This window comes from Streptosporangium sp. NPDC000095 (assembly GCF_042899335.1).
Taxonomy (GTDB): domain Bacteria; phylum Actinomycetota; class Actinomycetes; order Streptosporangiales; family Streptosporangiaceae; genus Streptosporangium.
Genome location: NZ_JBIAZS010000001.1, coordinates 997,769 through 1,019,259 on the forward strand (window position 1 = coordinate 997,769; position 21,491 = coordinate 1,019,259).

Consider the following 21,491-nt stretch of genomic DNA (forward strand, 5'->3'; position numbering starts at 1 on the left):
TGTGGGTGCGCCACGGTGCTGCCCGTGATCTGGTCACGGCCCGGTCCGGAGCCGGTCTGAGAGGGGGTCAGCCGTTGGCCAGGCCGCTCGCCCAGGGGTAGCCCTTGAGGTAGGGGTCGGGCTTGATCGGTTCGCCGGAGTTCCAGACCTCCTTGATGAGGCCGTCGGGCTGGATCACTCCGATCCTCGCCGTCTTGTACATGTGCTGGTTCTCGCCGTCGATGGTGACCAGGCCCTCGGGGCGCTCCAGGGCGATGCCCCCGGCGGCCTTCTTGACGGCTTCGACCTCGACGGTTCCGGCCTTCTTGGCGGCCTCGGCCCAGAGGTAGACGGCGTTGTATCCGGCCTCCATCGGGTCGGAGGTCACCTTGTCGGCGCCGTACTTGGCCTTGAACGCGGCGACGAACTTCTCGTTCGCCGGGTTCTCCGTGGTCTGGTAGTAGTTCCAGGCGACGGGGTGGCCGGCGATGTTGTCGACGCCGATGCCCTTGACCTCCTCCTCGGCGACGCTCACCGACAGGACGGGCATCTTCTCGGCGGTGACCCCCGCACTGTTGAGCTGCTTGAAGAAGGCGACGTTGCTGTCACCGTTGAGGGTGTTGAAGACCGCGTCCGGTTTGGCCTGGACGACCTTGTTGGTCAGCGTGCTGTACTCGGTGTGACCGAGGGGGGTGTACTCCTCGCCGAGGATCTCCATCCCGTTCGCCGCCGCGTACGCCTTGATGATCTTGTTGGCGGTGCGGGGGAAGACGTAGTCGCTGCCGACCAGGAATATCTTCTTCTTGCCCTGTTCCTTGAGGTAGTCCAGGCCAGGGATGATCTGCTGGTTGGTGGTGGCGCCGGTGTAGAAGATGTAGGGCGAGCTCTCCAGGCCCTCGTACTGGACCGGATACCACAGCAGGGCCTTGCTCCGCTCGAACACCGGCAGCATCGCCTTGCGGCTGGCGGAGGTCCATCCACCGAAGGTGGTGGCCACCTTGTCCTGGCGGATGAGCTTGGTGGCCTTCTCCGCGAAGGTCGGCCAGTCGGACGCGCCGTCCTCCACGACGGGGATCAGCTTCTTGCCGAGTACGCCTCCGGCGGCGTTGATCTCCTCGATCGCGAGCAGCTCGGAGTCCCGCACGGTCACCTCGCTGATGGCCATGGTCCCGCTGAGCGAGTGCAGGATGCCGACCTTGATGCCGTCCTCACCGCCACCGGCACTGGCCGCGTTCTTGTCCGCAGGGGCTTCGCCTCCACATGCGGTCAGTGCCATGGCCAGCGCCACGGCGACGACTCCGGAGCGCCACACTGTGTTCCTCAATGACTTTCCTCCTTGCCGGTACGGCCCCCGCACCGAGCTATCTGCCGTCAAGGTGACTGAGTGAGGTTTCCCGACTAGTTCGCAGTTGTTAATTGCGCTTTACCGGGATTTCACCGCTGTGACAGGACGTGGCGGCGCGGACACCGCGCCACTTTTTATCCTGACAAATCAGCAAATTTCGTGATATTCACTTCGGAACGCGTCGGTATACCCGCAGGAAAGGGGACACCGATGGCCGCTTCTCCCCCGTTCGTACGATCCGCACCACCTGGAAACCAGCACGACATCGACGTGCAACATCATGGAAACCGCTGGTTCCTATGGTCCGGGAATGCGGCTCACACCACACGAGCAGGAACGCCTGCTCATCCACGTCGCCGCCGGTGTCGCCCGCGACCGCAGGTCACGGGGCCTCCGGCTCAACCACCCCGAGGCCACCGCGATCATCGCGTCCTTCCTCATGGAGGGCGCCAGAGACGGGCGCACCGTCGCCGAGCTGATGGACGCGGGCCGCAAGGTGCTCTCCCGCGACGACGTCATGGAGGGGGTGCCCGAGATGCTGTCGTCGGTCCAGATCGAGGCCACCTTCCCCGACGGCACCAAACTCGTCACCGTCCACCACCCGATCCCGTGAGCCCCGGCCGATCTCATGAGAGCCCACGACTTTCCACCGGCCCCTCACATCCCAGGAACGGTGAGCGCCGATGACACCCGGTGAGATCCAGTACGGCGACGCGCCCATCCCGCTCAACCCGGGCCGCGAGCGCGTCACCGTCCGCGTCGTCAACACCGCCGACCGGCCGATCCAGGTCGGCTCGCACTACCACTTCGCCGCCTGCAACCCCGGCCTGGAGTTCGACCGCGAGGCGGCCTGGGGCACCCGGCTCGACGTCCCCGCCGGCACGGCGGTGCGGTTCGAGCCCGGTGTGGAGCGCGACGTCACCCTCGTACCGATCGGCGGACTGCGGATCGTCCCCGGCCTCCGCCCCGAGTGGGCCGGACCTCTCGACGGGAGCCCCGGTGTTCATTGAACGATCGCGCTACGCCGCGCTCTACGGCCCCACCACCGGCGACCGGGTCAGGCTGGCCGACACCGACCTGCTCATCGAGGTCACCGAGGACCTGTCGATGGGCCCTTCCGGGGCGGGTGACGAGGCCGTCTTCGGTGGCGGCAAGGTCATCAGGGAGTCGATGGGCCAGGCCAGGACCACCAGGGCCGAGGGTTCGCCCGACCTGGTGATCACCGGCGCGGTGATCCTCGACCACTGGGGCGTGGTGAAGGCCGACATCGGGGTCAGCGACGGCCGCATCGTCGCGATCGGCAAGGCGGGAAACCCCGACACCATGGACGGCGTCCACCCCGACCTGGTCATCGGCCCCTCGACCGAGATCCTCGCGGGCAACGGGAAGATCCTGACCGCCGGGGCGATCGACTCCCACGTCCACCTGATCTGCCCGCAGATCCTCGACGAGGCCCTCGCCGCGGGGGTGACCACCATCGTGGGCGGCGGCACGGGACCCGCCGAGGGCACCAAGGCCACCACCGTCACCGGCACCTGGTATCTCGCGCGGATGCTGGAGTCGCTCGACTCCTACCCGATCAACGTCGCGCTGCTCGGCAAGGGCAACACGGTCAGCCGCGAAGGGCTGCTCGAACAGCTCCGCGCCGGGGCCTCGGGGTTCAAGCTGCACGAGGACTGGGGCACCACCCCCGCCGCGATCGACGCCTGCCTCTCGGTCGCCGACGACACCGGCACCCAGGTCACGATCCACACCGACACCCTCAACGAGGCCGGGTTCGTGGAGTCGACGCTCGCGGCGATCGGCGACCGGATGATCCACGCGTACCACACCGAGGGGGCGGGCGGCGGTCACGCGCCGGACATCATCCGAGTCGCCTCCTACGGCAACATCCTGCCGTCCTCGACGAACCCGACCCGCCCGCACACCGTCAACACGCTCGACGAGCACCTCGACATGCTGATGGTCTGCCACCACCTCAACCCGTCCATCCCCGAGGACCTGGCGTTCGCCGAGTCCCGGATCCGGCCGTCCACGATGGCGGCCGAGGACATCCTGCACGACATGGGTGCGATCTCGATGATCGGCTCGGACTCCCAGGCGATGGGCCGGGTGGGCGAGACGATCATCCGCACCTGGCAGACCGCGCACGTGATGAAGCGCCGCCGGGGCGCGCTTCCCGGTGACGGCCCCGCGGACAACCTCCGCGCCCGGCGCTACGTCGCCAAGTACACGATCTGCCCGGCCGTGGCCCACGGCCTGGACGGCGAGGTCGGCTCGGTGGAGGTCGGCAAGCTGGCCGACCTCGTCCTGTGGGATCCGGCCTTCTTCGGCGTCAAACCGGACCTGGTGGTCAAGGGTGGTGTCATCGCGTACGCCCAGATGGGTGACGCCAACGCCTCCATCCCGACACCGCAGCCGGTCATGCCGCGCCCGATGTTCGGTGCCGCCCCGCTCACCGCCGCCGCCACGTCGGTCCACTTCGTCGCCCCCCTCGCGATCGAGGACGGCCTCGCCGACCGGCTCGCCGTACGCAGGCGCCTGCTGCCTGTCGCCGACGTGCGTCGCAGGGGCAAGGAGAGCATGCCGCTCAACGACGCGATGCCCAGGATCGACGTCCATCCCGACACCTTCGCCGTCAGCGTCGACGGCGAGGTGATCGAACCCGCCCCCGCCGAGACCCTGCCCATGACCCAGCGCTACTTCCTGTTCTGACCGGTTCCCGATCGACCGCCCCGCTGTCCCGTCCAAGCGAAGGTGAGGCCCCGTAGCGCATGAACGCCGCGTTGCTGCTCCTGGCCGACTCCCGGTTGCCCGCCGGGGGTCACGGTCACTCCGGAGGCGTCGAGGAGGCGGTCAGGATCGGTGCGATCCACGACCTTCCCGGCCTCGCCGCCTTTCTGCGGGGCCGCCTCGCCACCGCGGGTCTCGTGACGGCCGCCCTCGCCGCCGCGGCCTGCGAGCTCGGCACGGCCCACCTCTCCGCGAGCCTCTCGCCTCCGGCGGGCGGCCCTCCGGCGGAGGTTCCCACGCGGACGAACGGCCTCCCCCCGGCTGACGGCGCCGCTCTCGCGAACGGTCCGGCTCTCACGCCCGCGAACGGCTCGTCTCCGGATCCGGAGACGAGCCGTTCGCTCTGGGTACGGCTGGACGCGGAGGCAGACGCCAGGATCTCCTCGCCCGCCCAGCGGGAGGCGAGCCGCACGCAGGGCAGGCTGCTGCTGCGCACCTCGCGGAGAATCTGGCCCTCCCCGATGCTCGACGCGCCGGCCGGGGCCGTCACCTCGGGGGTCCACCACCCTCTCGCGCTCGGCGCGGTGGCGGCGGTGGCGGGCTGCTCCCCCGCCGAGGCCGCCCTCGCGGCGGCCTACACCTCCGTCACCGGACCCGCCACGGCGGCGGTACGGCTGCTGGGACTCGACCCGGTGGCCGTCCACCGCCTGCTCGCCGAACTCGCCCCGGCCCTGGAAAGGGTCGCGGCCGCCGTCCCCACCGGGCCTGCGTCCCGATCCCGGGAGTCCTGGGGAGCCGGAAAACCCCGAGAACCCGAGAAGACGCGGGAGTCCGGAGAAACCGGAAAGTCCCGAGGGCCCGGGATGTCATGGGAGTCGCGGGAATCGTGGGAGTCACTGCCCGCGCACGCCGCCCCCGCGCTCGACCTGCTCGCCGAACAGCACATCCGCGCAGATCTGAGGCTCTTCGTCTCCTGACGACCATCTGGAAGGACGGTGACCCCCATGGGCGCCAACCACGACGACCACCACCACGCCGCCGACCCTCACGGACGAGCATTACGCCTGGGCATCGGAGGCCCGGTCGGCAGCGGCAAGACCGCGCTGACCGCGGCCCTGTGCCGGACGCTCGGCCCCTCGATGCGCCTGGGTGTGGTGACCAACGACATCTACACCACCGAGGACGCCGACTTCCTGCGCAGAGCGGGCGTGCTCCATCCCGAGCGGATCGTCGCCGTCCAGACCGGATGCTGCCCGCACACCGCCATCCGCGACGACATCGCGGCCAACCTCGACGCGGTGGAGAGCCTGGAGGAGCGGTTCGGCCCGCTCGATCTGGTGATCGTGGAGAGTGGCGGGGACAACCTCACCGCCACCTTCAGCAGGGGCCTGGCCGACCGGCAGATCTTCGTCCTGGACGTGTCGGGCGGCGACAAGGTCCCGCGCAAGGGCGGCCCCGGCGTGACGACGGCCGACCTGCTCGTGGTCAACAAGACCGACCTGGCGCCGATGGTCGGCGCGGACCTCACGGTGATGTCACGCGACGCGGCGGCCGTACGGGAGGGCAGGCCCGTGCTGTTCACCTCGATCAGGGAGGACCCGAGCGCGCACGCGGTCTCGGAATGGGTCACCGGCCTGGTCTCGTCCTGGGCCCACGAACACTCCGGCGTCTGACCTCATGTCCGTCACCGACTCCGCTCCCGCACCCGCCGACAACGCCACCGCATGGTCCGCACGATCCCTACGACCCGAGCCCGGGCGGGCCGGGCGGCGGTCGATGAGGGCACGGGCGGAGATCGTCACCCGGCGGGACTCCGGCGGCCGGACCGTCCTGGCCACGATGCGTTCCGGACCGCCGCTCACGGTGCGGGCGACCGCGCCGGGCCGGGTGCACCTGGTGTCCACCGCCGCGGGTCCGCTGGGCGGCGACGACCTCGCCCTCGACATCGAGGTGGCACCGGGCACCGCGCTTGAGGTGCGGTCGGTGGCGAGCACGCTGGTGCTGCCCGGTTTCACGGGGGCCGAGTCGCTGATGACGATCACGGCCAGGGTCGGCGCGGGCGCCTCGCTGCGGTTCGCGCCGGAACCGACGGTGCTCGCGGCGGATTGCCTGCACCGGACGGCCGTCCGGCTGGACCTGGCCGAGGACGCGCGGGTGTTCTGGCGCGAGGAGATCGTCTTCGGCCGGTACGGCGAGCGGCCCGGGCGTTGCCACTCGCGCTTCGACGCCGTTCTCGGCGGGGTGCCGCTGTTGCGGCAGGAGTTCGTGGTCGGCGATCCGGAGATCGACGGCAGCTCCGCCGTCTACGGTGACGCCCGCTGCGTGGGCAGCACCCTGATCACCGGACGGGCGCCGGAGACGACGGTGGGGGACGGCTGGGCCGTCCTTCCGCTCGCCGGCCCGGCCACCCTGGTCTCCGCGCTGGGCCGGGACGCCGTCGAGCTGCGGCGGCGGCTCGGGCACGGTGAGGAGGCGACCGCCCTTGAGGCGACGATGACGAATCCTCGCTCGTAGAGACCCGGCAGGCGGAGCCACCGGGCCGTCACAACGACCTTGCGGGAAAAACCGGATCCGGCCGTCATCAGGTGGTGATACCCGGTCAACGTTCAAAGACGGACCGGCACCCGTCGTGCTCTCGCCGGGTTCGAAGTGCCTCGGTGCCGCTCTCAGTCGTAGAAGCCCAGGCGGCGGAGCTGCTTGGGGTCGCGCTGCCAGTCCTTGGCGACGCTGATGCGCAGGTCGAGGTAGACGCGGGTGCCGAGAAGCGCCTCGATCTGCCCGCGGGCACGGCTGCCGACGTCCTTGAGCCGGGAGCCCTTGTGCCCGATCACGATGGCCTTCTGTGACGGACGCTCGACGAACATGTGCGCGTAGATGTCGAGCAGGTCGTCGCGGCCCTCCCTGGGCATCATCTCGTCGACGACGACCGCGATCGAGTGCGGCAACTCGTCGCGTACGCCCTCCAGGGCCGCCTCGCGGATCAGCTCGCCCACCAGCACCTGCTCGGGCTCGTCGGTGAGCCGGCCTCCCTCGTACAGCGGCGGGCTCGGTGGCAGGCGCCGGACCAGCACGTCGGCGAGCACGTCGAGCTGCTCGCCCGACTGCGCGGAGACCGGGACGATGTCATCGAAGTCGGCGAGCTGGGAGATCGCGAGCAGCTGCGCGGCGATCTGCTCGCGGGTCGCCAGGTCGCACTTGGTCACCACGGCGACCACCGGGGTCTTCTTGATGCCCGCGAGCTTCTCCGCGATGAACCGGTCGCCCTTGCCGATGGGCTCGTTGGCGGGCACGCAGAAGCCGATCACGTCGACCTCGGTGAGGGTGGAGAGCACCAGGCTGTCCAGCCGCTCGCCCAGGAGCGTGCGGGGCCGGTGCAGCCCGGGAGTGTCGACGATGATGAGCTGGGAGTCGGGGCGGTGCACGATGCCACGGATGGCCCGGCGGGTCGTCTGGGGCTTGGAGGAGGTGATCGCCACCTTCGTGCCGACCAACGCGTTCATCAGCGTGGACTTGCCGACGTTGGGCCGGCCGACGAAGCAGGCGAAACCGGCATGGAAATCAGCAGCTGAGGAACTCACGTCCACCATTGTCCCCGATACCGGACTCAGCTCTGACGCGGTGTCCCGTCGGGGCCGGCCACGAGCACGGTCTCACCGCCCAGATCGCGGACCGCCCGCGTGTCGGCATCCGAGGGGCCTTCACCCGCCGTGACCAGCGCGGCGGCCTCCAGTGACTCCGCTCCGCTGGAGACAGCCATCGCCACGGCGACCTGGAGCGCGGAGAGGGTCAGTGACGGCAGCGCCACGTTGGTCGCCGAGTAGGTCCTGCCCGTCTCGTCCCGCACGGCGGCCCCCTCCGCGGCGCCGTTGCGGGCACGGGCGGAACGGGCCAGCACGATGATCTTCTTGTCCTCGGGATCGAGGGTCGCGTCACTCACGGCACAAGGGTATTCAGCCATCACCCCTCACCGCGACCCGGCCTCGCCCCGGCGGGGTTCTCCCGGCGAACCCCGCCGGGGCGAGGCCGGTTCTCCCGGCGAACCGCGGGCCGCATCCTGCCGGCGCATCCGCCGGTACGGCGTGCCCTTTCACGTGCCGGCCTCGTCGACCAGCAGGCGGGCGAGCTGCCCGGTACGCGCGGCGTCGACCTCCCTCACCCCGGCGTGCACCAGCGAGATCAGGGTGTGACCGCTGAGCGCGAACACCAGGTGGATCTCGTACGGGTATCCGTCCAGCCTGCCGTTCAACCGCCTCGCCCGCACCCCGTCACCGACCCCGCTCAAATCCAGGTCCAGGTCGGAGACCCTGAAGGCGGTGCCGCGACCCGCCATGGGCGTGCGCACGACAGGGCAGCCGCCCAGCGCCTCGGCGAGCTCGCCGAAGTGGAGTGCGGCGTCGTCGCCGTCGTAGGAGGCCAGGCCGAACCCGGCCAGTTCCCCGACCCCGTCGCCCTGGTAGGTCACGGCGGCCCGCGCTTCCAGCGCCCGCTTCGGCGGCCTGCCTCCGGCGGCGTCGAGGACGAGTCTGCAGTCCTCGTCGACGGCTTTGAAGGGGGCGCGCCAGCCGGCGCGCGGGCGTGCCGTGAACCCGTCAGGCAGCCCTCGCGCCTCGCCGAGTACCGCCCGCAGCCGGTCCCGCTCTGCGGCGCGATCCGGCACCCCGCCCTTTTCCTGCTCGCCGCACCCGACCAAAACACCCGATAAAAGTCCACACAACACTACAAAAACGACAAAACTCATCCCCCGTGTCATGACCAATCCCCCGATGTCATGTGCGAGGCATCCCTGTCCCCACCGACCCGCTTTCTTCCCCATCGGCAAAAGCGGCAATCATTCAATAAACGCCTAAGGGTGCCCTCAACCGCACTTCACGGTCGAGAACACCCTTGCGCGAGTCACGCAGAACAGCCTCGGAGCTCTGCGTGACCCTGTCTCCCCTGAGGTAGATCCCTCGCACCGCGAACCCCTCCGGGCACCGGGACCTTCCCCACCGGCTCCCGCGCGACCGGGTGCCGTGAGAGAAGAGTCGCGTGTCCCGGTTGCGAGAGGCTTGCGAATGGCTTGTAAACGGATAACCCACCCAAAACGCATGGGGCGCCTCCCCGGGCCGCCGCGGCGGCCCGGGACCCCTCACTGGTCGGCGGAGGCCGAGACCGAGTCGGGCTCGGCGGGAACGGCCCTGGTGACGAGGACCGTGCCGATCCGGTTGCGGCGCCCGGCGAGGCTCTCGGCCGTCAGGCTGAGACCCTCCACCACCGCGTGGGAACCGGCGATCGGCACCCGGCCCAGCGCGTGCGCCAGCAACCCTCCGACGGTCTCGACGTCGTCGACCTCAAGCTCGATGCCGAACAGGTCCTCCAGGTCGCTCACCGGGAGCCTCGCGGTCACCCGGACCGCGCCGCCCTCCAGCGGCTCCACCCTGGGCGCCTCCTGGTCGTACTCGTCGGCGATCTCACCGACGATCTCCTCCAGAATGTCCTCGATGGTGACCAGACCGGCCGTGCCGCCGTACTCGTCGATGACGATGGCCTGGTGGATCTGGCGGGCCTGCATCTCACGGAGAAGCTGGTCGATCGGCTTGCTCTCCGGCACGTAGGTGGCCGGACGCATGAGGGACTCCACCGGCTCGGCACGCCCCTCGTCACCGGTGTCCTGCACCCGGCGCGCGATGTCCTTGAGGTAGGCGATACCGATGACGTCGTCCTCGTTCTCACCGACCACGGGGATCCGCGAGAAACCGCTGCGCAGAGCGAGCGACAGAGCCTGGTTCAGCGTCTTGCCGCGCTCGATGAACACCATGTCGGTGCGGGGCACCATGACCTCGCGGGCCAGGGTGTCACCGAGCTCGAAGACCGAGTGGATCATCTCCCGCTCGTCGGGCTCGATCACCCTGCGCTCCTCGGCCAGGTCGACCAGGTCGCGCAGCTCGGCCTCCGAGGTGAAGGGCCCCTCGCGGAAGCCCTTGCCGGGCGTCACGGCGTTGCCGAGCAGGATGAGCAGCTTGGGCAGGGGGCCGAAGATCCGGGTCAGCCCGTAGACGAGGGGCGCGCTCGCGAGCGCGATCGGCTCCGCGTGCTGACGCCCCAGCGTGCGCGGGGAGACCCCGACGATCACGTAGCTGATGACGATCATGACGGCCGCGGCGGCGGCGTAGGCACCGCCCCGGTCGCCGAGCCAGTCGATGAAGAGCAGCGTGGCGATCACCGTGGCGACCAGCTCGCAGCTCAGCCGGAGCAGGAGCAGGAGGTTCAGGTAGCGCGGCGGGTCGGCGACGATGGCCTGCAGGCGCTCTGCGCCCCGGCGGCCTTCGCGGCAGAACTCCTCCGCGCGAACCCTTGAGATGCGGGTCAGGGCCGTCTCCGCGCTGGCGATCAACCCGCCGACCACGACGAGGACGACGGCCGCGAACAACCACCCGTTGGCGAGGTTCACCGCTGGGGGCGCACCTCCCGCCACGACTCCAGAAGCTCGCCCTGAAGGCCGAACATCTCCTTGTGCTCCTCAGGCTCGGCGTGGTCGTATCCGAGCAGGTGGAGGATGCCGTGCGTGCACAGCAGCTCCAGCTCGGCCTCGGTGCCGTGCCCGGCCTCGGCCCCCTGCTTGGCGGCCACCTGCGGGCAGAGCACCACGTCACCGAGGAGCGCCGGGTCGGTGGGCGCGTCGCCCTCCTGCCTCGCCCCCGCGCCGGGCCCGGGGCGCAACTCGTCCATCGGGAAGGCGAGCACGTCGGTGGGGCCGGGCTCGCCCATCCACTGCTCGTGCAGCACCGACATCGCCTCTTCGTCGACGACCAGGATCGACAGCTCGGCGAGCGGGTTGATGCCCATCCGCTCCAGCACGTGCCCCGCGAGCGAGACGATGAGCCCCTCGTCGATCTCGACACCGGACTCGTTGTTGACCTCGACGCTCATCGGGCGCTCCTCGCTCCCCGCTCGCCACGCGGCCGGCTCGTGCCCCGCGCCCCGATCGGTTTTCCGCGCCGGAGTCGCTCCACGCTCATCGCCTCTCGACCGGCCGTTCTCATGATCTCCCTCGGGGACGCTTGACCACGCCCTTGATCTGCTCCACCGCGCTGCTCTGGCGCTGCGTCTCGTCGTAGCGCCCGTACGCGTCCACGATGTCTCCCACCAGCTTATGCCGCACCACGTCAGCGCTGGTCAGGCGGCTGAAGTGAATGTCGGAGATGCCATCCAGGATGTCCTGGACGACCCGGAGGCCGCTCTGTGTGCCGTTCGGCAGGTCGACCTGGGTGACGTCTCCGGTGACAACGATCTTCGAGTTGAAGCCCAGCCGCGTCAGGAACATCTTCATCTGCTCCGGCGAGGTGTTCTGCGCCTCGTCCAGGATGATGTAGGCGTCGTTGAGCGTACGGCCGCGCATGTAGGCCAGGGGGGCGACCTCGATCGTGCCCGCGGCCATCAGCCTGGGGATCGAGTCGGGGTCGAGCATGTCGTGCAGCGCGTCGTAGAGCGGGCGCAGGTAGGGGTCGATCTTCTCGTAGAGCGTGCCCGGCAGGAAGCCCAGCCTCTCGCCCGCCTCGACGGCGGGGCGGGTGAGGATGATCCGGTTGACCTTCTTCTCCTGGAGGGCCTTCACGGCCTTCGCCATGGCGAGGTAGGTCTTGCCCGTGCCTGCCGGACCGATGCCGAAGACGATGGTGAACTTGTCGATCGCGTCGACGTAACGCTTCTGGTTCACGGTCTTCGGGCGGATGGTCCGGCCCCGCGAGGAGATGATGTCCAGGGAGAGCACCTCGGCGGGCCTGTCGGAGGTCATCCGCAGCATCGCGATGCTGCGCTCGACCGCGTCGGCCGTGAGCTGCGCGCCCCCGCGGACGAGTTCGGACATCTCCTCGAAGAGCCGCACCACGGTGCTGCTCTCCTCAGGGCTGCCGGTGACGGTGATCTCGTTGCCCCGGACGTGGATGTCGGCGCGGAAGGCGCCCTCGATGACGCGCAACAACTCGTCGCGCGAGCCCAGCAGGCTGACCATCGACTGATCGTCCGGAATAACCACCTTCGCCTGGGTCCGGCTGGCACCCCGGGACCTCGGCGGCGTTCTGCTGGAATCGTTTGTCTCGGACATGAGCGGGCCTTACGGCCTGTTCGCCTCCAGATATAGGCGCGGAACTTCAACGCCATGCTATCCGCGATCGTCAAGATCACGCCTACCGGTTTTCAGCCGGGCGGCCACTTCAGGCCCCGCCCGCCGATCACGTGTCCGTGCACGTGGAAGACGGTCTGGCCGGCACCGGGCCCGGTGTTGAACACCAGCCGGTAGCCCGACTCGGCGACCCCCTCCAGCAGGGCGACCTCGTGCGCGGCCTTGATCACCTCGTCGGCCAGGCCGTGGTCGGCCGCGGCGAGGGCCGCCGCGTCCCGGTAATGGTCCTTGGGGATCACCAGCACGTGGGTCGGCGCCTGGGGATTGACATCGCGGAAGGCCAGCGCGTGATCGGTCTCGTAGACGATCTCCGCGGGAATCTCCTTGGCCACGATCCTGCAGAACAGGCAGTCGGCTTCGCTCACCATGACAGGCACCATACCGCTGAGGACGTTGTGAATCGGTGATGGTTCCCGTCCGCAAACAAAGATCCGCCCGGATATGGTGGGTGTGCAAAACTTCAACCACGACAGCCCTTTGCGCACAGCAATATATGGCCGCCTGGCGAGGACACGACTGGGTCATGCCCCCTAATGAACCGGAAGAGCGTAAACCCTCTGGGAAGGCCAAGCGTCCCACTGATGTGACCACCGAGACCCTCGTGGCCGACAGGTCGCTCGGGGCGGTGCCCGTCGGATGGGACGCCGACATGGCCGTTACCGCGCTCTACAGCGCGCACTATCGGTCTCTTGTCCGTCTCGCCGTCTTGCTCGTCCGCGATATGGCAACCGCGGAGGAGGTCGTGCAGGACGCGTTCGTCGCCATCCATGGCGCCTGGCGCCGACTGCGCGACACCGACAAGGCACTGGCCTACCTGCGTCAGTCGGTCGTCAACCGATCACGTTCGGTGCTTCGGCATCGAGCGGTCGTCGAGAAGTACGCGCCCAAGGGCATGCCCGACGCGCCGAGCGCCGAGAACGGCGCGATCGGCGAGTTCGAGCGTTCCGCCGTCATCGAAGCGCTGCGCGGGTTGCCCGCACGCCAGCGGGAGGCCCTGGTCCTGCGTTACTACGGAGACCTGTCCGAGGCGCAGATCGCCCACGCGATGGGCATCAGCAAAGGCGCGGTCAAGAGCCACACGGCTCGTGGCATGGCCGCCCTACGAACCTCACTGGAGCAACTGTCATGACCGACTCCCCGGATGAGTACGGCGAGCTGCTTCGCCGCGCGCTCAGCGCGGAGGCGAACTCGGTCGTTCCCTCCCCGGACGGGCTGGAGATAATCCGCGGCCGCATCGAGCGGCGCGGACTCCGCGGGCTGATGTGGTGGCGTGCCGGAGCCTCCGTCGCCGGTGCGGTCCTCGTCGCGGCGACCGTCGTCATGGTGGTTCCCCAGTTCCGCGAACAGGTGATCCCTCAAGTGAGCACCGAAGGGGTCAAGTACGCCGAGTCGACTCCTCCCGTCGACGGGTCCGCCACCTCGCGCCCCCCTGCGGCCTCCTCGCAGCCACCGTCCGCCCACGCCCCGCTTCCGACTCTCGACAGGTCGGGCGGCTCCGGCGCCACCATGCTCCCGCCGACGCCCACACCGTCCAGGAGCGCGGCGTCCAGCACCCGGCCGTCCAGGACCGACTCGGCGCCGACGCCCCGGGCGGCGCCGACGCCGACGCCGACCTGCCCCACTCCCCCCGACAGCCCTGAGGTCGAGCCCAGCGGGATCATCAGCAAGTGCGAGGAGATCGAGGCGACCCCGACGCCGTCGCGATCGAGGCCACCGGCCCCCTCGGAGAGCCCGTGCTCGCCCGACGAGTGCGCCCCCTCGAGCGACGTGTCGCCCCCCATGCCGACGGAGGCGAACACCCTGGCTCCGGCCCCCATCCAGAACTAGCGCGGTAACCGGTCACGGCGAGCCGTGACCGGTTCTTTGTCTCACGGCTGCCGAGACCTCACGGCGCGGATCCCCCGGGCCCCGTGGTCGCCGTGCGATCGGTGGCGCGTCGGCAGGGGCGCCCTACCAGCGGCCACTGCGCGTCTGGAGCACCGCCGCCGCGACGACGCCGGCCGTCGAGGTGCGCAGCACCGTCGGCCCGAGCAGCGCGGGCACCGCCTTGGCCTCGCGGAACGCGGCGATCTCCTCCCCCGACACCCCGCCCTCGGGTCCGACCACCACGACGATGTCGCCGCCCGCGGGGAGAGGCAGGCCGGACAGCGGGGAGGCGGCCTCCTCGTGCAGTACGACGCCCAACGCCGCCGCCGACAACAGGCTGGCCACCTTCGCGGTGGACGCGAGCTCCGTCACCTCCGGCAGGTGAAAGCGGCGCGACTGCTTGCCCGCCTCGCGCGCCGTGGAGCGCCAGCGGGCCAGCGCCTTGGCCGCCCGCTCGCCCTTCCACTGGGTGACGCACCTCGCCGCGGCCCAGGGGACGATCACGTCGACCCCCGCCTCGGTCATCATCTCCACGGCCAGCTCGCCCCGGTCGCCCTTGGGCAGGCCCTGGACCACGACCAGGCGCGGCGACGGCACGGGCACGTCGTGGCGGCGCAGCACCTCGACCCGGAGTGAGTCTCTGCCCGCCTCGGTCACCACACACTCGGCGACGGAGCCCGCCCCGTCGGTCAGGTCGAGCCGCTCACCCGCCCGCAGCCGCCGTACGGCCGCCGCGTGGCGTCCTTCGGGACCGCCGAAGACGAACTCCGGCCTGGCCAGGTCGGCCGGGTCCGCCAGGAAGACCGGGACGGTCATGGGCCGTCCGGGCGGACCGCCCCGAGGTGCCCCCGGCAACGCGACCGGGACGATGCCTCGGGACGGACCCGACGCCCCGGCCGGGAACCTGCACCGGGCAGGGTGCGGGCCGGACCGTGACGACGCGACCGGAAGCGGGGCGGAGCGGCCGTTGAGACCTGGTCAGCGGCCATTGAAAGCGTCCCGCAGGCGGGAGAAGAAGCTCTGCTGCCCGGGGGCGAACTTACCGGGCGGGCGCTCCTCGCCGCGGAGCCTGGCGAGCTCCTTCAGGAGGGTCTCCTGCTCAGCGTCGAGGCGGGCGGGGGTCTCCACGTTCACATGGATCAGCAGGTCGCCTCGGCCCGTCTCGTTCAGCCGTTGCACGCCCCGCCCGTAGAGGGGGATCGTCTGCCCGGACTGCGTGCCGGGACGGATGTCGAGCTCCTCGGCGCCGTCGAGCGTCTCCATGGTCAGGATGGTGCCGAGCGCGGCCGCGGTCATCGGGATCTGCACGGTGCAGTGCAGGTCGTCGCCGCGCCTCTCGAAGATCTCGTGGGGACGCTCGACGATCTCCAGGAACAGGTCTCCGGGCGGACCCCCGCCCGGGCCGATCTCGCCTTCGCCGGCGAGCTGGATGTGGGTGCCGTCCTCGACACCGGCCGGGATGCGGACCTTGATGGTCCGCCGGGTGCGGACCCGGCCGTCACCCGAGCACTCCTGGCAGGGGTTGCGGATGATCGATCCGAAGCCGCCGCACTGGGGGCAGGGGCGGGAGGTCATGACCTGGCCGAGGAAGGACCGGGTGACCTGGGAGACCTCTCCCCGGCCGTGACACATGTCACAGGTGTCGGGGTGGGTGCCGGCCGCGGCCCCTGAGCCCGTGCAGACCTCACAGACCACGGCGGTGTCGACGACCAGCTCGCGGGTGGTGCCGAAGCCCGACTCGCGCAGGTCGAGCTCGACCCTGATGGTCGCGTTGCGCCCGCGGCGGGCACGGGAGCGGGGGCCTCGGCCACCGCCTCCACCGGCCGCGCCGAAGAAGGCGTCCATGATGTCGCTGAACGGGAAGCCGGCGCCGAAGCCCCCGGCGCCCGCACCGCCGCCCGCGGCGAACGGGTCGGCACCCATGTCGTACATCTGCCGCTTGCCGGAGTCGGACAGGACCTCGTAGGCCTGTGTGATCTCCTTGAAGCGCTCCTGAGTCTCAGGATCGGGGTTGACGTCGGGATGCAACTCGCGTGCCAGGCGGCGGTACGCCTTCTTGATCTCTTCCGCACTGGCGTCACGGCGCACCCCGAGGGTGCCGTAGTAGTCGCTCTTAGCCACTTTTCGTTGACCTCTTATGATGCAGCCAGAATCTGGCTGACGTAGCGTGCCACCGCGCGCACCGCGCCCATCGTGACCGGGTAGTCCATTCGCGTCGGGCCCAGCACACCGAGCCGGGCGAGTTGCTTGTCCCCGGAACCGTATCCAGCGGCGACGATGGATGTGCCCTGGAGTCCGGTGTAGGGGTTCTCCGAGCCGATCCGCACGGTCAGCGCGGAAAGGTCCGAGGTCTCACCGAGCAGTCGCATGAGCACGACCTGCTCTTCCAGGGCCTCCAGCACGTCGCGGAGCCCGACGGTGAAGTCGGCTCCCGCGAGGTTGGCGGCCCCGGCAAAAACGATCTTCTCATCATGCCTGTCCACCAGGGACTCGAGCAGTACGGACAGGATAGTCGCCGCGAGCGGTCGATCCTCCGCAGGCAACCGCTCCGGCAGATCGGCGACCCGGTCGGGAACGCTGGTGAGCCCGCATCCGTCGAGGGAGGCGTTGAGCATCGCGCGCAGGTGTGCCACGCGCTGCTCGTCGATGACGTCGGGCACCTCGATCACGCGCTGCTCGACCCTGCCGGTGTTGGTGATCAGCACGAACATCAGCCGGCGCTCGCTCAGCGGCACCAGCTCGACGTGCCTGACCGTCGAGTGGGTCAGCGTCGGATACTGCACCACGGCGACCTGCCGGGTGAGCTGGGCCAGCAGCCGCACCGTCCGCATGACGACGTCGTCGATGTCCACGGCGCCCGCGAGGAAACTCTCGATGGCCTTGCGTTCCGCGCTCGACAGGGGTTTCACCTGCGAGAGCCTGTCGACGAAGAGCCGGTAGCCCTTGTCGGTGGGCACCCGGCCGGCGCTGGTGTGGGGTTGGGCGATGTAGCCCTGCTCCTCCAGCATCGCCATGTCGTTACGGATCGTCGCCGGGGACACCCCCAGGTTGTGCCGGTCCGCGAGAGCCTTCGACCCCACCGGTTCGTTGGTGGACACGTAGTCCTCGACGATGGCGCGGAGCACGGCGAGCTTGCGGTCGTCGACCAACGTGGTCACCTCCCTGCCTGCGTTCAGAGGGAAACACGAGGCTTGGCACTCTGTGTTCCCGAGTGCCAAGTGTACGGCCCCCGCACGGAAGGCGCGATAAGCGAAAGCGGTGGATGATGACGGCAAGCCTTTGTCAAGTCAACTGCTATCGCGATCCAAGCGATACCCACCACAATTTGCACATGTCCAACGATTTCGGTTCTTATCCGGGCGACGCCTCCCGCGGCCCCGGTCACGGCGGCCCTCAGCAGCCGTATGGTCAGCAGTACGGCCAGCAGCAGCCCGGCCAGCAATACGGTCAGCAGCCGTACGGCCAGCAGCCCCCCTCGTACGGTTACGCCCCTCCCGGTTACGGCGCCCCGCAGGGACCGCCTCCCAGCGGAAAGATCAAGCCTGGCATCGGGTGGATCGTCGGGGTCTGGTTGCTCGCCCTGGTCAGCATCGTCGTCGGCATCGGCGGCTTCGCCGGTGGCATCCTCGGCGCGGTCACCGACGCGGCCCCGACGCGGACGTTCGCCCCCGGCGAGACCGCGACGGTCGCGCTCGACCCGGCGGACAAGCCGGCGATCTACGTCGCCACCGGCGGGCCCACCAAGTTCGAGTGCACGCTCACCGGCGGTACGAGCACGCCCCGCCTGCAGAAGCCGGACATCCAGCAGACCGTCGCGGGATCCGACGGCGTCACCTGGGAGATGGGCCTGCGGGTCGGCGTGGACCAGGCGGGCGACTACCAGGTCCAGTGCTCCGCCGACCCCGCCGACGGCACGACCTTCGGCGTGGGCAGGGAACTGTCCGCCGACTCGCTGGTGGGCGGGGTGGCCGCCCTGTTCTTGATCCCCGGTATCGGGATCCTGCTCGCCATCGTCGTGACGATCGTCGTGCTGGTGAAGCGCAGCGGCGCCCGCAAGCGCCAGGCCGCCGCCGCGTCGTCGATGGGGCAGTGGGGACAGCCGGGACCCTACGGCAGGTGACGCCGGTGTTTGCTAGCGTCCCACCTGATCCCCGGCGAGAGAGGGTGGCGGTCGGTGATGTACGAGCGTGACGTTCTGGCGGGAGACTGGCGGCGCCCGCGCAGGGGGACGATCCCCCAGGTGCCCGCGGAGCTCGACCTGGTCGTCGAGGACGCCGACGGCGGCTTCTGTGGCGCCGTGGTGGCCTGCGACAAGGAGGCCGTCACCCTGGAGGACCGCTTCGGGCGCCGGCGGGTCTTCCCGCTGGAGCCGGCCGCCTTCCTTCTGGAGGGCAGGGTCGTGACCCTCGTACGACCCGCCGCCGCGCCGCGCGGCCCGAGGCGGAGCGCGTCGGGTTCCATCGCGGTCGAGGGCCTGCGGGCCCAGGTCGCGATGGAGAGCCGGATCTACGTGGAGGGCGTGCACGACGCCGCGCTCGTGGAGAAGGTCTGGGGGCACGACCTGCGGGTCGAGGGCGTGGTCGTGGAGTATCTGGAGGGGGTCGACCACCTGCCCTCGATCGTCGATGAGTTCGGCCCGGGGCCGGGGCGGCGGCTGGGTGTGCTCGTCGACCACCTCGTCCCCGGTTCCAAGGAGAGCCGGATCGCCGCGCGGATCTCCTCACCGCACGTACTGATCGTCGGGCACCCGTTCGTGGACGTCTGGCAGGCGGTCAGACCGCAGGTGCTCAGGATCCCCTCCTGGCCGTCGGTGCCCCGCGGGGTGCCCTGGAAGGAGGGTGTCATCGCCGCGCTGGGCTGGAATGTGGAGCCTGCCGCCGCATGGCGCCGCATTCTCGGATCGGTCACGACATATGCCGATCTGGAGCCAGAGCTCCTCGGCCCCGTCGAGGAGCTGATCGACTTCGTGACGGTTCCGGACGAGGACGGATAGGCCGTCAACCCATCAGGAGAGGACATGAGCGAGAACCCCGAAGGCCCATCGGCCGACGACCCGACGCGGCGGGTCGGCAACCCTCCGCCGGACCACTCCTGGCCGGGGCAGAGCACCCCGCCCCCGGACCAGGGATACGGGCCCGGCGGCCAGGGTCACCCCCCACCGGGCCAGGAATACGGATCCCACGGGCAACCGGACCAGCGGTACGGGGGCTACCCGCCGTACACCTCCCCGTACGCCTCCGACGGCTACCCGGGTGGTTACCAGCACGGATACCCCGAATACGGGGCGTATGGCCCCCCGCCGAGATACGGCCACCAGGCGCCCCCTGGAACGTACGGCCCGCGACCGGGCAGCGACGACACCACCATGGCGATGCTCGCCCACCTGCTGGGCCTGCTCACCTCCTTCGTCGGGCCGCTGGTGCTCTATCTGGCGAAGAAGGACGAGTCGCCCTACGCGCGCGACCAGGCCGCCGAGGCGCTCAACTTCCAGCTCACGGTGCTGATCGCCTACGCCGTCTGCTGGGTCCTGGCGTTCGTGTTCATCGGTTTCCTGCTGATGTTCTTCCTCTGGGTCGGATCGATCGTCATGGCGATCGTCGCCGCGCTGGCGGCCAACCGGGGAGAGACCTACCGCTATCCGATAAACATCCGCTTCGTCGGCTGACCCGCCCGGCGGACCGGCCGGTGCCCCGGAGCTCTCAGGTGAGATCCCGGACCAGGGCGTCCGCCAGGAGACGACCGCGCAGGGTGAGCACCGCACGGCCCGCCTTGAACGGCTCCACCTCCAGCAGGCCGTCGGCGAGCGCGCGAGCGACCACGGGCGGGCGTTCCAGCTCGCCGAGCGGGAAACCCCGGGCTAGCCGCAGCTCCAGCATCAGCCGCTCCACCGCCCGGTCCTGAGGGTCCAGCACCTCGCGCGCGTGCGCGGGCGAGGTGCCCTCGGCCAGACGCCGGGCGTAGGCGGCGGGGTGCTTCACGTTCCACCAGCGAGTGCCGCCGACGTGGCTGTGCGCCCCGGGACCGACGCCCCACCAGTCGCCGCCGGTCCAGTAGAGCAGATTGTGCCGGCAGCGCCCGGCCTCCGAGGTCGCCCAGTTGGACACCTCGTACCACTCGAACCCCGCCTCGGCCAGCATGGCGTCGGCGATCAGGTAACGATCGGCGGCCACGTCGTCGTCGGGCATCGGGAGCTCGCCGCGCCTGATCCTGGCGGCCAGCTTCGTTCCGTCCTCGACGATCAGCGAGTACGCGGAGACGTGGTCCGGCCCCGCCTCGATCGCAGCGGCCAGCGACGCGCGCCAGTCGTCGTCGCTCTCCCCCGGCGTGCTGTAGATCAGGTCGAGGTTGACGTGGTCGAACCCCGCCTCCCTCGCCTCCCGTACCGCCCGCGCGGGGCGGCCGGGGGTGTGGCGGCGGTCCAGCACCTGGAGCACGTGCTCGCGGGCGCTCTGCATCCCGAAGCTCATCCGGTTGAACCCGCCCGCGCGCAGCTCCGCCAGGTAGGCGGGATCCACCGACTCGGGGTTGGCCTCGGTGCTCACCTCGGCGCCGGGGGCGAGCCCGAACTCCTCCTCGATCGCCTTCAGGATCCGTACCAGATCCCCGGCGGGGAGCAGGGTGGGGGTTCCCCCGCCGAAGAACACGGTCTCGACCGGGAGACGCGCGGTGCCGAGGTTGGCCCGCGCCCGCCGCACCTCCTCGACGGCGGTGTCCGCGTAGTCCTTCTGCGAGGCGCCGGGGCCGAGCTCGGACGCCGTGTAGGTGTTGAAGTCGCAGTAACCGCACCGGGTCACGCAGAAGGGGACGTGGACGTAGAAGCCGAAGGGCCGCTCGCCGAGTCCGGCGAGCGCGCTCTCCGGGAGCTCGCCGGAGGAGGGTACGGGATCCCCGTCGGGAAGTGTGGATGGCACGCCCCAAGTCTGCCGCTTTCCCCGCGATGCCCGGTACGCCGAAGATCCGATGCTCAGGGACACCGACCGGCTCGAAGCCAGGGCCGTCGGCTTCGAGCCTCGGCCCTCGCCTATCGACCGGAGTCGCCGCCGTCGGCGAGGACCGCGGCCGGCGGAGGCGGGGGCCAGACCTTGCGGTCCTGGCGAGGCGACCGGGCACGGCCCCTCGGGGCCGGGTCGTCCGGCGCGGGCGGCCGGGGGCGCTCGTCCGGTGGAAGATGCTGCTGCCAGTCGGCGGGATCCTGCCGCCACTCTTCGGGCGGGATCCTGCTCCCGCCCGGAGGGACGCCCCCGGCCGCCCGCACCGAAGGCGTCTGAGCCGACGGGGCCTGGAGCGGCGGGAACCCGGCCGGCGAGGACCGGCTCGCCGAGGGCAGGCCCCCTGTGGACGCCCCACACCCGGGACATCGCGACAGCCCACGCACAGGGGTGCCACATCGGTTGCAGAACGCCTGCT

General features: G+C 70.3%; 23 protein-coding genes. 11 read left to right on the forward strand and 12 right to left on the reverse strand.

Annotation, left to right across the window (positions count from 1 at the left end; genetic code table 11):
• Window positions 1–67 precede the first annotated feature (67 nt).
• Window positions 68–1,255, reverse strand: a complete 1,188-nt coding sequence (gene urtA / locus ACFY3V_RS04125) for an urea ABC transporter substrate-binding protein (protein WP_350944843.1) — start codon at window positions 1,253–1,255, stop codon at window positions 68–70.
• A gap of 379 nt (window positions 1,256–1,634) precedes the next feature.
• Between urtA and ACFY3V_RS04130 the strand changes: the two genes are divergently transcribed.
• The 6 genes from ACFY3V_RS04130 to ACFY3V_RS04155 all read left to right on the forward strand — a co-directional run bounded on the left by ACFY3V_RS04130 (window position 1,635) and on the right by ACFY3V_RS04155 (window position 6,571).
• A complete protein-coding gene (locus ACFY3V_RS04130; protein WP_350944544.1) occupies window positions 1,635–1,937 on the forward strand; it encodes an urease subunit gamma in 303 nt (100 codons plus the stop codon).
• Window positions 1,938–2,007: 70 nt separating this feature from the next.
• Window positions 2,008–2,334, forward strand: a complete 327-nt coding sequence (locus ACFY3V_RS04135) for an urease subunit beta (protein WP_350944545.1) — start codon at window positions 2,008–2,010, stop codon at window positions 2,332–2,334.
• Complete coding sequence (locus ACFY3V_RS04140; RefSeq protein WP_362898417.1) at window positions 2,324–4,039, forward strand: urease subunit alpha; 1,716 nt, start codon at window positions 2,324–2,326, stop codon at window positions 4,037–4,039. The genes ACFY3V_RS04135 and ACFY3V_RS04140 overlap by 11 nt, the downstream gene beginning before the upstream one ends.
• A gap of 59 nt (window positions 4,040–4,098) precedes the next feature.
• Entirely contained in the window at window positions 4,099–5,034 is a 936-nt protein-coding gene (locus tag ACFY3V_RS04145) for an urease accessory protein UreF (RefSeq protein WP_389769794.1), read from the forward strand.
• A gap of 27 nt (window positions 5,035–5,061) precedes the next feature.
• On the forward strand, window positions 5,062–5,730 hold the full coding sequence (gene ureG / locus ACFY3V_RS04150) for an urease accessory protein UreG (RefSeq protein WP_350944549.1): 669 nt from the start codon (window positions 5,062–5,064) through the stop codon (window positions 5,728–5,730).
• 4 nt (window positions 5,731–5,734) lie between these two features.
• The gene (locus ACFY3V_RS04155) at window positions 5,735–6,571 is read left to right on the forward strand and encodes an urease accessory protein UreD (protein WP_389769798.1); all 837 of its coding nucleotides are present in this window, start codon (window positions 5,735–5,737) and stop codon (window positions 6,569–6,571) included.
• A 152-nt stretch (window positions 6,572–6,723) separates the two neighbouring features.
• On the opposite strand, the gene era is transcribed toward ACFY3V_RS04155, so the two are convergent.
• The 7 genes from era to ACFY3V_RS04190 form a co-directional block, all read right to left on the reverse strand.
• Window positions 6,724–7,644 (reverse strand): GTPase Era, encoded by a 921-nt coding sequence (gene era / locus ACFY3V_RS04160; protein ID WP_362898423.1) that lies wholly within the window; start codon window positions 7,642–7,644, stop codon window positions 6,724–6,726.
• 17 nt (window positions 7,645–7,661) lie between these two features.
• Complete coding sequence (locus tag ACFY3V_RS04165) at window positions 7,662–8,015, reverse strand: cytidine deaminase (protein ID WP_350944553.1); 354 nt, start codon at window positions 8,013–8,015, stop codon at window positions 7,662–7,664.
• A 129-nt stretch (window positions 8,016–8,144) separates the two neighbouring features.
• Window positions 8,145–8,714: a hypothetical protein gene (locus ACFY3V_RS04170; protein ID WP_389769802.1), complete on the reverse strand. Its 570-nt coding sequence runs from the start codon at window positions 8,712–8,714 to the stop codon at window positions 8,145–8,147.
• A 471-nt stretch (window positions 8,715–9,185) separates the two neighbouring features.
• Entirely contained in the window at window positions 9,186–10,487 is a 1,302-nt protein-coding gene (locus ACFY3V_RS04175) for a hemolysin family protein (RefSeq protein ID WP_350944557.1), read from the reverse strand.
• Window positions 10,484–10,966, reverse strand: a complete 483-nt coding sequence (gene ybeY / locus ACFY3V_RS04180; protein WP_344742683.1) for an rRNA maturation RNase YbeY — start codon at window positions 10,964–10,966, stop codon at window positions 10,484–10,486. Before ybeY ends, ACFY3V_RS04175 begins: the two co-directional genes overlap by 4 nt.
• Before the next feature lie 109 nt (window positions 10,967–11,075).
• Window positions 11,076–12,140, reverse strand: coding sequence for a PhoH family protein (locus ACFY3V_RS04185; protein WP_350944561.1), 1,065 nt, complete (start codon window positions 12,138–12,140; stop codon window positions 11,076–11,078).
• 92 nt (window positions 12,141–12,232) lie between these two features.
• The gene (locus tag ACFY3V_RS04190; RefSeq protein ID WP_389770234.1) at window positions 12,233–12,583 is read right to left on the reverse strand and encodes a histidine triad nucleotide-binding protein; all 351 of its coding nucleotides are present in this window, start codon (window positions 12,581–12,583) and stop codon (window positions 12,233–12,235) included.
• 284 nt (window positions 12,584–12,867) lie between these two features.
• Between ACFY3V_RS04190 and ACFY3V_RS04195 the strand changes: the two genes are divergently transcribed.
• Both ACFY3V_RS04195 and ACFY3V_RS04200 read left to right on the forward strand, forming a co-directional pair.
• Window positions 12,868–13,347, forward strand: coding sequence for a SigE family RNA polymerase sigma factor (locus ACFY3V_RS04195; protein ID WP_043655278.1), 480 nt, complete (start codon window positions 12,868–12,870; stop codon window positions 13,345–13,347).
• The gene (locus tag ACFY3V_RS04200; RefSeq protein WP_362898428.1) at window positions 13,344–14,045 is read left to right on the forward strand and encodes a hypothetical protein; all 702 of its coding nucleotides are present in this window, start codon (window positions 13,344–13,346) and stop codon (window positions 14,043–14,045) included. The genes ACFY3V_RS04195 and ACFY3V_RS04200 overlap by 4 nt, the downstream gene beginning before the upstream one ends.
• A gap of 123 nt (window positions 14,046–14,168) precedes the next feature.
• Here the strand turns inward: ACFY3V_RS04200 and ACFY3V_RS04205 are convergent, their stop codons facing one another.
• From ACFY3V_RS04205 to hrcA, 3 genes are all read right to left on the reverse strand, one after another.
• On the reverse strand, window positions 14,169–14,900 hold the full coding sequence (locus tag ACFY3V_RS04205; RefSeq protein ID WP_389769808.1) for a 16S rRNA (uracil(1498)-N(3))-methyltransferase: 732 nt from the start codon (window positions 14,898–14,900) through the stop codon (window positions 14,169–14,171).
• Between the two features lie 162 nt (window positions 14,901–15,062).
• Window positions 15,063–16,205 (reverse strand): molecular chaperone DnaJ, encoded by a 1,143-nt coding sequence (gene dnaJ / locus ACFY3V_RS04210; RefSeq protein ID WP_362898431.1) that lies wholly within the window; start codon window positions 16,203–16,205, stop codon window positions 15,063–15,065.
• A gap of 14 nt (window positions 16,206–16,219) precedes the next feature.
• Window positions 16,220–17,233, reverse strand: a complete 1,014-nt coding sequence (hrcA, locus tag ACFY3V_RS04215) for a heat-inducible transcriptional repressor HrcA (RefSeq protein WP_362502214.1) — start codon at window positions 17,231–17,233, stop codon at window positions 16,220–16,222.
• Between the two features lie 182 nt (window positions 17,234–17,415).
• Between hrcA and ACFY3V_RS04220 the strand changes: the two genes are divergently transcribed.
• The 3 genes from ACFY3V_RS04220 to ACFY3V_RS04230 are packed head-to-tail and all read left to right on the forward strand — an operon-like array spanning window position 17,416 to window position 19,749.
• On the forward strand, window positions 17,416–18,204 hold the full coding sequence (locus ACFY3V_RS04220; RefSeq protein WP_350944567.1) for a hypothetical protein: 789 nt from the start codon (window positions 17,416–17,418) through the stop codon (window positions 18,202–18,204).
• A 57-nt stretch (window positions 18,205–18,261) separates the two neighbouring features.
• Window positions 18,262–19,077, forward strand: coding sequence for a DUF3097 domain-containing protein (locus ACFY3V_RS04225; RefSeq protein WP_362898432.1), 816 nt, complete (start codon window positions 18,262–18,264; stop codon window positions 19,075–19,077).
• 24 nt (window positions 19,078–19,101) lie between these two features.
• Complete coding sequence (locus ACFY3V_RS04230; protein WP_362898433.1) at window positions 19,102–19,749, forward strand: DUF4870 domain-containing protein; 648 nt, start codon at window positions 19,102–19,104, stop codon at window positions 19,747–19,749.
• 34 nt (window positions 19,750–19,783) lie between these two features.
• On the opposite strand, the gene hemW is transcribed toward ACFY3V_RS04230, so the two are convergent.
• Complete coding sequence (gene hemW / locus ACFY3V_RS04235; RefSeq protein WP_389769813.1) at window positions 19,784–20,995, reverse strand: radical SAM family heme chaperone HemW; 1,212 nt, start codon at window positions 20,993–20,995, stop codon at window positions 19,784–19,786.
• Window positions 20,996–21,491: the final 496 nt, after the last annotated feature.